10 protein-coding genes and 1 other RNA gene are annotated in these 12,832 nt (G+C 57.5%); 1 reads left to right on the top strand and 10 read right to left on the bottom strand.

What is annotated here, in order from left to right:
• Window positions 1-70 precede the first annotated feature (70 nt).
• The 10 genes from PCAR_RS10110 to PCAR_RS17875 all read right to left on the bottom strand — a co-directional run bounded on the left by PCAR_RS10110 (window position 71) and on the right by PCAR_RS17875 (window position 12,171).
• A complete protein-coding gene (locus tag PCAR_RS10110; RefSeq protein ID WP_011341567.1) occupies window positions 71-1,336 on the bottom strand; it encodes a tyrosine-type recombinase/integrase in 1,266 nt (421 codons plus the stop codon).
• 174 nt (window positions 1,337-1,510) lie between these two features.
• Window positions 1,511-1,868: a transfer-messenger RNA gene (ssrA, locus tag PCAR_RS18425) on the bottom strand.
• 119 nt (window positions 1,869-1,987) lie between these two features.
• Window positions 1,988-2,440 (bottom strand): SsrA-binding protein SmpB, encoded by a 453-nt coding sequence (gene smpB, locus PCAR_RS10115; protein WP_011341568.1) that lies wholly within the window; start codon window positions 2,438-2,440, stop codon window positions 1,988-1,990.
• Window positions 2,430-2,900 (bottom strand): SoxR reducing system RseC family protein, encoded by a 471-nt coding sequence (locus PCAR_RS10120; RefSeq protein ID WP_011341569.1) that lies wholly within the window; start codon window positions 2,898-2,900, stop codon window positions 2,430-2,432. Before PCAR_RS10120 ends, smpB begins: the two co-directional genes overlap by 11 nt.
• Window positions 2,901-2,948: 48 nt before the next feature.
• The gene (locus tag PCAR_RS10125; RefSeq protein ID WP_011341570.1) at window positions 2,949-3,647 is read right to left on the bottom strand and encodes a DUF502 domain-containing protein; all 699 of its coding nucleotides are present in this window, start codon (window positions 3,645-3,647) and stop codon (window positions 2,949-2,951) included.
• Window positions 3,648-3,760: 113 nt separating this feature from the next.
• On the bottom strand, window positions 3,761-5,047 hold the full coding sequence (locus tag PCAR_RS10130) for an amidohydrolase family protein (protein ID WP_011341571.1): 1,287 nt from the start codon (window positions 5,045-5,047) through the stop codon (window positions 3,761-3,763).
• A 10-nt stretch (window positions 5,048-5,057) separates the two neighbouring features.
• Window positions 5,058-5,453, bottom strand: coding sequence for an aspartate 1-decarboxylase (gene panD, locus PCAR_RS10135; RefSeq protein ID WP_011341572.1), 396 nt, complete (start codon window positions 5,451-5,453; stop codon window positions 5,058-5,060).
• Window positions 5,454-5,460: 7 nt separating this feature from the next.
• The gene (gene panC / locus PCAR_RS10140) at window positions 5,461-6,312 is read right to left on the bottom strand and encodes a pantoate--beta-alanine ligase (protein ID WP_011341573.1); all 852 of its coding nucleotides are present in this window, start codon (window positions 6,310-6,312) and stop codon (window positions 5,461-5,463) included.
• 22 nt (window positions 6,313-6,334) lie between these two features.
• Complete coding sequence (gene panB / locus PCAR_RS10145) at window positions 6,335-7,138, bottom strand: 3-methyl-2-oxobutanoate hydroxymethyltransferase (RefSeq protein ID WP_011341574.1); 804 nt, start codon at window positions 7,136-7,138, stop codon at window positions 6,335-6,337.
• 236 nt (window positions 7,139-7,374) lie between these two features.
• A complete protein-coding gene (locus PCAR_RS17875) occupies window positions 7,375-12,171 on the bottom strand; it encodes an NAD-glutamate dehydrogenase domain-containing protein (RefSeq protein WP_011341575.1) in 4,797 nt (1,598 codons plus the stop codon).
• Window positions 12,172-12,548: 377 nt separating this feature from the next.
• Here PCAR_RS17875 and PCAR_RS10155 point away from each other — a divergent pair, with 377 nt between their 5' ends.
• On the top strand, window positions 12,549-12,797 hold the full coding sequence (locus PCAR_RS10155; RefSeq protein ID WP_011341576.1) for a (2Fe-2S) ferredoxin domain-containing protein: 249 nt from the start codon (window positions 12,549-12,551) through the stop codon (window positions 12,795-12,797).
• The last annotated feature ends 35 nt before the right edge of the window (window positions 12,798-12,832 follow it).

Raw genomic sequence — 12,832 nt, forward strand, 5'->3', positions numbered from 1 at the left:
GTCTAAAAGCACAAAAAAAGCCCCCATCCGTGAGGATGAGGGCCATGCGTGTCGGGGGTATTGGGTGCGGTTATTTGGATGCAGTGCGCTTTGAAATCGGTATCACCTTGGCACCTGCTTTCAGGCCGTCGAGGTAGTCGGCCCATAGCTGCATCATTTCCCGGCGCTCGGGTAGAAAACTTGTGCGGTTGTATGCCCTCCCGAGAGGATCACGTACACTGTGCGCCAGCTGGTGCTCGATCAGATCGGGGCGAACCTGTAGCACTTCATCAAGGATCGTTCGCGCAGTGGCTCGAAAACCGTGACCTGTTGCTTCGTCTTTTGAATATCCAAGACGACGCAAGGCGGCATTTATGGTGTTGTCGCTCATCGGCCTGCCAGCAGATCGCACCGATGGGAACACGTATAGACCATCCCCGGTCAGAGGTTGCAGATCCCGCAGGATCTCCACAGCCTGTTTCGACAACGGGACAAGGTGCGCTTCACCGGCACGTCGTATTTTGGTTTTTTTCGGCAGCTTCATGCGCTCAACAGGTATGTTCCACTCCCCTGCATCAAGGTCGAACTCAGACCATTCAGCCTGTCTCAATTCCCCTGGCCGGACAAATACCAGAGGGGCGAAACGCAAAGCACAGCGGACCACGTGTGACCCTTCATAAGCGTCAATTGTACGAAGCAGGTCGGCCAGATCGCCAGGTTTCGTCATGGCGGCATGATGGGTCGCCTGCACTGGAGGCAAAGCTCCTTTGAGGTCTGCGGCAGGATCGCGCTCTGCCCTACCCGTTGCTATTGCATAACGGAATATCTGACCGCAGATAGTTTTTACCCTGTGGGCTGTTTCCAAAGCTCCGCGTGACTCGATCCGGCGCAATACGGCCAACAACTCAGGTGAGGTTATTTCGACAATTGGACGATCTCCCAACCATGGGAACAGGTCACGCTCCATTCGTCCAAGTTGGGTTTTGGCGTGAGATTCAGACCATGTTGACGAAAATTTCTGGTGCCATTCCCTGGCTACAACCTCAAAACTACCTTCACCGGCAGCCTGCGATTCTTTAACAGCCCTCCGCACCACACAAGGATCAATACCGTTGGCAACCTGCTTCCTTGCTGCGGTGCGCTTTTCCCTGGCCTGCTCCAGACTGACCTCGGGATATGCCCCGAAAGACATCAGCTTCGGCTTACCATTCAAACGATACTTGAAGCGCCACAGCTTACTACCAGTTGGTGTCACCAGCAGAAACAGCCCTTGACCATCAAAAAGGGTGTACTGCTTTTCGGCTGGCTTCGCTTTCTTCACTTTCGTAGCGGATAACGGTTTAATGCTTTTAGCCATTGCTCGCCCCCTTGGGTATACACTCAAACGCGTGGGTATATCTTGCCTACATCATATACCCATAATGATGAGATTCAAGGGTTTTTTATGGAACAACGTGAGACAAACAAAAAAGAAAAAGCCCTGATTTCTCAGGGCCTTTTCTACTTTATGGTACCTTGTGGTACCCTCAAATGGTGGAGGTGGCGGGAATCGAACCCGCGTCCGAAAATCTTTCACATAAGGCTTCTACATGCGTAGTCGATGTTTTGAGTTTAACCGGATACAACTCCCGTCGACAGGATGTGTATCAGGCGAGTTCGCTTAAATTTCGCTTCGGCACCGCGAACGCTCACCGAAACTAGCCCACTCAATTGACGTCTTTAAGCTCCGCGCAGGCGAAGGAACTCAAGACGAGGCAGCAATTAAGCTGCCAGTGCGTACGAAACGTCAGTATCGGCGTTTGTATGTATGCCAGTTTTTTAACGAGGCCAACTGGCGTCCCCGGCATGCCACCTTCGCTTCCAATCCCCGTCGAAACCGTGTCACCCCCATGATTCTTGTTGATTTTGAGTATAAAATGTCGGATCCGAAGACCCGACACGCTGAATTGCTTTTTGGAACATCTGCATTATCGCACGACTGGCAAAAAAAGCCAAGGGATATGAAGGCTTAATGCCGGTCGCGCAGGGCGCGGGCCATTTCGCGATCGGCCTCTTTGCTCTTAAGGGTTTGGCGTTTATCATGCAGTTTTTTACCGCGGGCGATACCAATTTCGATCTTGACCCGCCCTTCCTTGAAATAGAGCTTGGTCGGCACCAGGGAAAGTCCCTTTTCATCGACTTTACGCGCCAGTTTGTCGAGTTCGGCGCGATGCACCAACAGCTTGCGGGCACGGGTCGGATCCGCATTTTCGCGGTTGCCGAATTCGTAGGGGCTGATATGCAGATTGTTGACGTACAACTCTCCGCCCATGATGCGACAGAAGGCATCCTTAAGATTGGCCTTGCCCAGGCGCAGCGATTTAACCTCGGTACCGAGCAGCACCATGCCGGCTTCCAGAACCTCGTCTATGAAATAGTCGTGGTAGGCTTTTTTGTTATTTGCAATGATTTTAATACCCATGTTGTTCTTCGCTGCACTCCTCGCCGGGCAGTATTTCGATGATTTCCGGCATAAAAGTCCCGCGCGGAATGGCGCGGCTCCCTATGCGGATGATGAAAAAAGATCCCACCAAAAAGCTTAGGCCGAATATCGCCGCCAGCAGATTGGGGTCGATGCGTAACGTATAAAAGGCGCCGATAATCTCGCCCAGCACAGCGCCGCCGATCAGGGCCAGCAGCGGCACCACATAGAGCAGAAAGGACGCCAGCAGGAACTGCCCGGCGCGACTGGCCAGCCGCACCTTGTCGCCGACCACGGCACCGAGCACATTATGAGTCTCCACCAGCATGGAACGCCCGTCATCGCCGACATGACAGAGCCCCATGGCAGCACAGCCCGCACAAAAGGTGCTCTTGCGGCAAAGCACCATGGCCACATGGCATCCGCGAAGTTCGACGACGGTTCCAGTTTCCTGCATCATGGCTGAACTACCTCGCTCTGGTTCCCATGCCGGAAAACGAAAGGTTTGTTACCGACCATCCTCTGACGGGAAGCTGCTGGCCGCAGCGCCTGCGACGGGAACGCCCTTATAGCGATCGGGCGGCGACACCATGCCGCCGGAGACGATCAGCTTGAAAGCTTCTTCCACCGTCATCCCGAGTACGCAGGTGTCTTCCTCCGGCACCAGGATGTAATAGCCCGAGGTCGGATTGGGGGTGGTCGGTATAAAAACGTTGATCACCCGCCGCGCCGTGATGCGCTGCAGCTCACCCTCGCTGACACCGGTAACGAAGCCGATGGACCAGAGGCCCTTGCGCGGGTATTCGATGAGAACAACCTTGCGAAATCCCTGGCGATCGCTGCTGAGAACCGTGTCGGCCACCTGCTTGAACAGGGTATAGATCCCCTTGACCAGGGGAATGCGGTAGACCAGTTTTTCGGAAGCACGCACCAGCTTGTGCCCGAAATAGTTGGTAGCCAGCACGCCGGTAAAAATAATCAGCAGGAAAGTCAATACCACGCCGAGGCCGGGCACCGCAAATCCGAACAGCTGCTCGGGTTGCCAGCGCAGCGGCAGCATGCGCACCAGCAAGCCGTCCATCAGGCTGACAATCCATCGCACCACGACGATGGTCAGTCCTACCGGCACCAGCACCAGCAGGCCGGCGAAAAAATAGCGACGCAGTTTTTTCCGTAAAAAACGTTTCAGAACCGATACGCGAGCCATACAAGGACCCTTCTATGGGCGAATCGCATAGCACCGTATGGCGCTTGCGCCCGAAAATTTCAGCGTCTCGCCACGAATGCGTACCCGTGAAAAAGTTGCCTGATGCAAAGGAATTATAAAGAGGCCATGGAAGGATTGCAAGGTTTGCCATCGAGAAACAGCGCGTCCACCTCATCGGTACGCCCGGGACGGCACAAAAAGTCTGGGAGATCGGGCAGAGACGGCAATTGCGCAGGTCGCAATACCTGGAAATGTGCGCCGTAACCGGGTGCCAAAGCGCCCATTTCCCCGGCCAGCCCCAAAGCGCAAGCCCCGTAATAGGTCGCCATTTCCAGCAAACTGGCCGCGTCGAGATCCTCGCCGAAGCACTGTCGGGCAAAAGCCACTTCGTCCCAGACGGAAAGGCTGTCGCAGCTGGCCAGACTGTCGGTACCCAGCACCAGCGGCACCCCTGCGGCCCGATAGGCGGCCACCGGGGCTTTACCGACACCGAGCCGATGATTGGAACGGGGACAAAGCACCACGTACACCCCCGCATCGGCAAGGAGTTCAATCTCTTCGGCGGACACATGCACGCCATGCACCAGCAGATCGCCGGCTTTCAGCAAGCGATGCTGCGCCAACCAATGGACCGGCGTCAGGCCCCGGGCCGGGGGAATCCTGTCGCCCCATCCGACCTGGGGATATAAGCGTTCGGCAAAGGGACCGTCGCCATCCCTTATCAAAGAGACCTCTTCGGGAGATTCGGCGACATGCATCGACTGCATAAGGTGCCGCTGCGATGCCAGCTCGAATAATTGCTGCAGAAAATCGGCGGACACCGTATAGATGGAATGCGGTGCCAGACCGTAGATCATTTTCCCGGGGGCCGGCTGATCCAGAAGGTTGCTCAGAACGTCGAGGGTTTGCCGGTTGCGCCCGGCGTCGAGCCCCAGCGCTTCCAGAAACAGGCGCCCCCGCAGCGGCGTGCTCACATAGGCGTCTCTGGCATGGATTCGGGAAAGGATATCGCCGATGGCACCGGTACCATAGCGGATCGATCGTCGGATGCCATCGCGCAGGGATACGCCGAACTCTTCCTGCGGAACGCCCCGCAACACCCCGATAAGACGCAGCATCCAGTCGGTAAAACCGGCAATTTCCCGGTCTTGACCGAAAGCGTCCCAATAGGGAACGTGGGTCAGTTCCAGGTGAGTATGAGCGTTGGCCATGGGCGGCAGCAATATGGCTTCGCCGAAATCGACGGTTTCCCCTGCATCGCCCCAGGCTTTCAGGCTGCGATCGTTGCCGACCTCGACAATGCGTCCGTCGCGCACCAGCAACGCGCCGTTTTCCACGCACGGCCCGCTCATGGGAAGCAGATACCGGGCCCTGAAAATCATCGTTTCGGCGCTCGCCATGGCAAGCCGCTCAGATAGCGTTACGCAGGCTGCCCTGCCCGGGATTTTCGCTTTTTTGCGTGGTGGGAACGTTTTTATCGTCGACAAACACCAGCTTCGGCTCGTAAGCCGCAGCCTTGTCGGCATCGATATCGATCCAGCTGGCGATAATCACCATGTCGCCCTTGGAAACCATCCGCGCCGCGGCGCCGTTGATGCAGATCACGCCGCTACCGGGCTGTCCTTCTATGGCGTAGGTCTGAAAACGGGTGCCATAGGTGACATTCCAGATATCGACGGCTTCGTAAGGCAGGATATCGGCCTGTTTCATCAGTTCGGAGTCGATGGTGATACTACCTTCGTAGTGCAGGTCGGCGCCGGTCACAGTGGCGCGGTGAATCTTGGATTTGAGCATTTTCCGTTTCATGGATATGTCAAACCTCCTCAAGGATATAGTTATTGTCGATCAATCGCGTTTGGCCGATTCGCACTGCCATCAACAGCACCGAATTGGCATCTATCCGGTCGACACCTTCCAACGTGTCGCCGTCACAGATCTTTATATAATCGATTTGGGCGTCCGGCTCTCTGCCGATGCGTTCACGGACCAGGCCGACCAGACGCCGGGCGTGGTGCTCACCATGATGCGCCGCAACCCGGGCTTGCCGCAAAGCGTCGACCAGAGCCAGCGCCTGTTTGCGCTCTTCGGCAGACAAAAAGACGTTGCGCGAACTCATGGCCAAACCGTCCTTTTCCCGTACCGTCGGCAGCCCGACAACTTCCACGGGCAGGTTAAGGTCCGCGGCCATGCGGCGCAAGACGGCCAATTGCTGAAAATCTTTCCTCCCGAACAGGGCTATGTCGGGCTGAACGATATTGAACAACTTACAGACCACCGTGGTCACGCCGCGAAAATGTCCGGGCCGGCTTTCGCCGCACAGGGTCTTGGTCAGCCCCTCGACATGCACGTATGTCTTGTAACCGTTGGGATACATGGTTGCAGGCGTCGGATGGAACAGGATATCGACACCGACCTCGCGGACCAGCTCGGCATCGCGCTCCAGATCCCTCGGGTAGGACGCAAGGTCCTCCTTGGGACCGAACTGGGTAGGATTGACAAAAATGGAGGCGACCAGCAGATCGCCGCGCTTGCGCCCTTCGCGCATCAGGGACAGATGCCCCTCATGCAGATACCCCATGGTCGGAACGAAGGCGATACGCTGACCGGCTTGCCGCGCCTGGAGACAGCGGCTCTGGACTGTGGCAATATCGTTGATGATGTCCATATGGATTTGAAACAACCTCGTATCAGGAAAAACTGTGCTCGGGTCCGGGGAAAACACCTTGTTTCACGTCGCCGATATATTCCTTGACCCCCTGGCGTATGATGGACGCCACATCGGCATATCGTTTAACGAAGCGAGGAGAATATTTTTCGCACAGACCGAGAATATCGTGAATCACCAGCACCTGGCCGTCACAATCGACGCCGGCACCGATGCCGATGGTGGGAATGTCGAGGGCCTCCGTAATCTGACCGGCCAGCCCCGCCGGAATACCTTCGAGGACGACGGCAAAAGCGCCGGCCTCCTGCACCGCCCGGGCATCGCGCATCAACTGGCGGGCCTGCTGATCATGCTTGCCCTGCACCTTGTAGCCGCCCATACGATGGATGGACTGGGGAGTCAAACCGATATGACCGACCACCGGAATGTCCATATCCACGAGAGTCCGGATGACTTCGGCAACAGGTTCTCCGCCTTCGAGCTTGACCGCCTGGGCGCAACCCTCTTTGACCAGACGACCGGCATTGAGACGGGCTTCGCGCAAATCGACCTGGTAGGACAAAAACGGCATGTCGGCCACCAGAAACGCCTGGCCCAGCCCCCGCGCCACGGCGCGGCAATGATAAATCATTTCGTCCATGGTTACAGGCAAGGTATGGTCGTAACCGGCAACCACCGGACCGACGGAATCGCCGACCAGCACCATATCGATGCCTTCCAGGTCCATCAACCGTGCAAAGGGATAATCGTAAGCCGTCAGCATGGCGATTTTTTCGCCCTCGGCTTTCATGCGTTGAATATCGAGTACCGTTTTACGCTTTTGCATGCGCGCTCTCCGTAACGCGCCCGGATTGAAAATACACGGCAAAAAAAAAGCCCCCCGGACGCCGTCCGAAAGAGCTGTGCCTGTACGGTAGAAGCGGTATGCCTCCCCCTCTGGTGCAACTGCCTTCCGTCCCGGTCCGATGGATCCAGGCGGTATAAGTCTTGGCTGAACGAGGCGGCGATCTTTTGGCTCCGGCTCATGTTCCGGGCCTGCGCCTGCCTGTTTCAGGTGGCCATCTATAGCATAGTCCCGGGAGGCTGTCCAGATTTTTCCCTGTCGCCGCTCGCGAGCAACGACTCCAGAGTCCCCACCAGAACCACAAATGGATGATACCCCAAAGGCGAACTGCCACGCAAGCGGTCCTGTTGTTCGCGCAGCACCCGCATACGCGACCCCCGCCGCGCTAAAAAGCGCTGGCAGTCCCCCGTGGTTTCCCGCCACACGGCAAGGGCCACATCGAACCCCAGAGAACCGAACTTGCTGTGCAACGCCTGCCAGGCCAGCCTGTCCCATCGCTCCAGCGCCTGCACCCTGCCAAGCTGCTCGACAATTTCGTACCAGCCGAGGCGCTGTTTGGTATCCGCCAGCAGCCGGGCCATGGTCAAAAGGTCTTTACCGGTCAATAGCGCCAGATTCGCTACCGGCAAAAAATCTTCCAGATAATGCAATGCGGCACATTTTGCCGCCAGATTTTTTTCGCAACCACCTGCGACCAGCTGGCGCTCCGCTTCGGCCCGGGATTGCAGACTTTGCTCCGGTTGAATTTCATCGAGAATCCGAAGATAACTGGCGATATCTTTGCGGAAGGCTTCCACCACGGAAGTCCGCAGTTCGATCGTCAGATTGCGCACAAGCGCCCATCGGCACATCTCCTCCAGGGTCTTCTCAAGGCGCAGCAGCCATTGCAACTGTTGCGTAGCGGGCCACGGGTTATCTTTGCCGGCCACCGCATCCCGGATTCGCGCCCCCCCAAGGGCTTCATCGAACAACAGATACAGGCCGACCACCCTGGTAAGCTCCGCCCCGGTCTGCCGACAGAGCCGGCCGCACATGGCGCTACCCGCCTGGTTGATGACCCGGTTGGTCATAACGGTGGCGGCGATCTCCCGCGCCAAAGGATGCGCCGGCAGGGCCTCCCCGAATCTCTGCACCAGCCGGGAGGGGAAATATTCCCGCAGGCAACGTTGCCCGAAAGCCGTCTCGGGCAAATCCCCCTGCAACACCGCGTGGTACATCTGCATCTTGCTGTAGGCCATCAAAACGGCCAGTTCCGGCCGGGCAAGGACAGGTTCGGAGCGCGCCATGGTTTGCTTGAGGGTCGGCAGATAGTGCGCTTCCGGATCGAGGATACCCGCGTTGGCCAGGGTTTCCATCTGGGCGAAAAAGGATTCCAGCCGGTCCCCGCATCGGGCCTGATCCAGGCTGAGGCACAGTCCTTGCCTGCCGCAATCGTCCAGCACCGCCTGACAGACCTCTTCGGATACGGCTTCCAGCATCCGGTCGCGTTCGTCCCGGCTGGCCAATTGACCGCTTTCGAGAAGCTGGCGCATGAAAATCTTGAGGTTGACCTCGCGATCCGAACAGGCCACGCCACCGGCATTGTCTACGGCATCCGTATTAATGCGGCCACCGCCCAGTCCGTAGGCGACACGGGCCCGCTGGGTAAAGCCCAGGTTGCCACCCTCGCTCACCACTTTCACCCGCAGGTCCCGGGCGTCGATCCGCACATCGTCGTTGGCATGATCCCCCACCTCCTGATGGGTCTCTCCATCGGCCTTGATGTAGGTTCCGATGCCGCCGTTCCACAACAGATCGGCCGGCGCAGCCAGAATCATCCGTATCAGGCCGGGGCCGTCCGTCGATCGCTGGCGAGTTCCGAGCCAACGCCGCACCGGCGCCGAGAGCGGAATATCCTTGCTGTTCCTCGGGTAGACGCCCCCGCCGGCCGACATGGCTTGCGGATCGTAGTCGGCCCAGCTGGAGCGCGGCAGGGCGAACAGCCGCTGTCTCTCCCGAAACGCACGGGCGGGATCGGGATCGGGATCGAGAAAAATATGCCGATGATCGAAGGCTGCCAGCAGGCGCACGGTGTCGGACTGCAGCAAACCGTTGCCGAAAACATCGCCACTCATATCGCCGATACCGATGACGGTCAGGGACCGGTCGGTACTATCCGCATCCAGCTCGCTGAAATGTCTGCGAACGCTGACCCAGGCGCCGCGGGCTGTAATACCCAGCTTTTTGTGGTCATAGCCATGCGAGCCGCCACTGGCGAAAGCATCGCCGAGCCAGAAATCATACTCGGCGGAGATGTGGTTGGCCCGGTCGGAAAAATGCGCAGTCCCCTTGTCGGCGGCGACCACCAGATACGAATCGTGGTCGTCGTAAGCCACCAACTGGGGATGGCGCCGCGCCGCGCCGCCCTTGAGGTTATCCGTCACATCGAGCATGCCGCGAATAAAATCCTCATAGGCCTGCGCCACCTGTTTCTGAACCTTTTCCCGGTGTTCGGACAGGTGCTTGACAATGAACCCGCCCTTGGAACCCACCGGAACGATCAAGGCATTTTTGATCATCTGGGTGTTCATGAGGCCCAACACCTCGTCGCGCATCCCTTCATGGCGATCGCACCAGCGAATGCCGCCCCTGGCCACCTTGCCGCCACGTAAATGGATCCCCATCATCAGGGGAGAATGGACGAATATTTCATAAAGCGGGCGCGGCGCCGACAAGTCGATAATCCCCATGGACGCGATCTTGAAGGATAAGGGATAGCAGGGACGTTCTTCGCACAGGAAAAAATTGGTCCGCACCGTGGCGTCGATCAAGTTGAACAGCATCCGCAGAATCGTATCCTGACGTAAATCTTTCACCTCGGACAGAGCTGACACCATGGACTGTCGCAACGCCGGCAACTGCCCTGCTTCCTTTTGCCGCAACGCCTGCACTTCACCGGGACCCCGGAACCTGGCCTCGAAATAGCTGTACAGCAGGCGCGCTGTCGCAACATGGGTCACCAGGGCCCGACCGACGTCTCCCCGGCTGAAAGGATGTCCCAACTGCAGCAGGTAATCGCGATAAGCCCTCAGTACGTGAATCTGCCGCCAGCTCATGCCGCCGATCGTCACCAACCGGTTGAGAATATCGCTTTCGGCGTAACCGTCACGCAGGGCCTGCAGGGCATCGAGCAGCAGGTCGTGGATGGATGCGGCACCATCGTGGCAAGGCGGCAGTCGCACGGCGATACTGTGTATGAAATAACGCTGCTGATCCCGGTCGATCTGGAAATCGACATTGGTCTCCACCTCGAGACCGAGATCTTCCAGCACCGGCATGATTTCGCCCAAAGGTAAAGCCCGCATACCGTAGTATTGCAGCAGGTGCTGTCCGCCAGGCCCCGGCAGGGGCCCCCACAGGGCAAAATGCTCACGTTTTCGAGCAAGCAGCGTATCCAGAGCTTTGATGTCACGTACCGCAAACCGCGGATGTACAAGAGCGCGATATTCGCGGGAAAAAAGCGGAACGAAGCGGGACGTCAGACGGGCCCCCTCGACAGGGCCATGTAGTTTTTCCAACAGCAGTCCGCATTTTTCCTCCCAGGATCTGCCGATGCGGGTCAGAGCGCGTTCAAGCCTGCTACCGTCGAACTGTTCATGCCCGGTGACCAGGGGACAGCGTACCTGCAGGGTAACCGTATCCGCACCCCCCTGCCCCATGCGAAGGGACAACTGGTCGGTCCGCAGATAGCGCTGCATGTAGATTTCCATGCGATGCAGATTATCGGCGGAATAAAAACGTCTCGGCAGCATAATGACCAGTGTCAACCAACCGGCGGCAAGCCCCGGCACAGCCACTACCTTGACCGTGCCGTCACGATAAAGCTGCGTCAGGGCCCGCACGATACGTGTTAATTCGACACGTTGGATCAAAAAAAGCTCGATGGTGGGGAAACCATCGAGAATCTCCATGGTTTTGCGCCAGTCGTGACAGTGAGGACGAATCCCCAGGGATTGCAAAACCTGTTGAATCCGACGCCGCAAAGGGGGCAAGCCCATATTGCCCTGCATCCGCCCCTGAGGGGTCGGCATGCCGGCAAAAACATGTTCACGGCACAATTCCGGATCGACATTTTCCCGCAGGGCCAGAAACAACAGTGGCTCCTCGGGTCTTACCGGGCTCGGCTGTTCTCCGGGAACCACGGTGACGGTCTCATGACGTAACATGCGCTGTCGAAACGGCATCGGCATTTCGCACAAGCACTGCCCCGTCTCCGGAAAAACCTCCCAGTCTCCGGGAATAAACCCCACCGTTGCATCATGTTGCTGGTAAAGCACCAGTTCGCCGTCTCCACGCAGGCGGATATCGAGACAACGGTACGCTACCGGTTCGAAATTACCCGCCTGCAACCATCGCCAGAAAGCGCCGTAACCGTCGGCGGCAGCAAAATCCTGCAAACTCTCCAGGCGCTGCTTGAGTGCCGGCTGGTCCTCGGCCAACCGCGTCATGCCCTGGACGAGTCGACGCACATCATCCACCAGCTCGGGAGACTCTTCCGGCAGGAAACTCTGCAACTCGAAAACCATCAACGACAACCGGGAGACCTTCCTGTCCCCCCGCACCAGCCGAACCTTGCCCTCTGCCATGCGCACATTGAGCAGCGGATGTGACACCACCCGGAACCGCAAGACCCTCTGCTTGATGAATCCGACCACCGCATCGAAGAGATAGGGCACATCGACAACACAGGCAACCAACCAATAACGGCCGGGTTTTGCCAGGGGATGCAGCGCAACCGCCTCTTCTTGGACACAACTTTTAAGCATCTCGAGCATCTGTTCCAGAAGCCCGGCCAGCGCCTGCTCCCCCAACTCGGCAATAGCGGCCGGCGCCGCGCGCTCCGTCAAACGTTGCGCCAACAGCGTCAGGGACTGTAACCGGCGGCCGGCATGCCGCTGAGCCAGAATCCGGAGAGCCCGCTCCGCCGTGCCATGAAGAACCTCAATAGGTTGCGATGCCGATTCCGTCGTTGTCATCAAACCTCTCCCGAAGAGCTTACCCTTTAAATATTCATTGTCTTATCAAGAGGCTATATCATATAAACAAGGATACAAGAAAATTTGAAACATACGTCAGCCGCCGACCGGCTCGACGCTTATAAAGGATGGGGCCTACGCAAGAACTTACCGTAAACAACATTTAATATCATATCGTGTGCAGAAATGTTTCACTTAACCGCGGCTTTGGCCTATAATACCGGGAAATGATCAGACTTAAACGCGCATGGCCGTCACTTGTTACTTTTTTAACCACCATGCATCTATTGGGGAAGATGCGTGGACGGAAACGGCGATGTGCCTGAACAAGGGGGCTGGAGGAGACTGTCCGCACCGGATCGAGGAGACCTAATCTTATGAAAAAACAAATCGTCATCTGCATGGGCAGTTCCTGTTTCAGCCGTGGCAATGACCGCAACCTTGAAATCATCGAGGAGTTCATCGCCCGTCACCAATTGGACGCTGAGGTCGATCTGCGCGGCAGTCGTTGCGAGGGTCGCTGCGACCAGGGCCCGGTCTTCAAGATCGATGACAAGATTTTTTCCCATGCAAATCAGAGCGACATTGTTGAGATCCTGAAAGAGAACCTTTTCGCAAACGATTGATGCAAGACCCGGATCCTCATCCATGCACCGTTAAC

It is taken from the genome of Syntrophotalea carbinolica DSM 2380 (assembly GCF_000012885.1).
Taxonomy (GTDB): Bacteria; Desulfobacterota; Desulfuromonadia; order Desulfuromonadales; family Syntrophotaleaceae; genus Syntrophotalea; species Syntrophotalea carbinolica.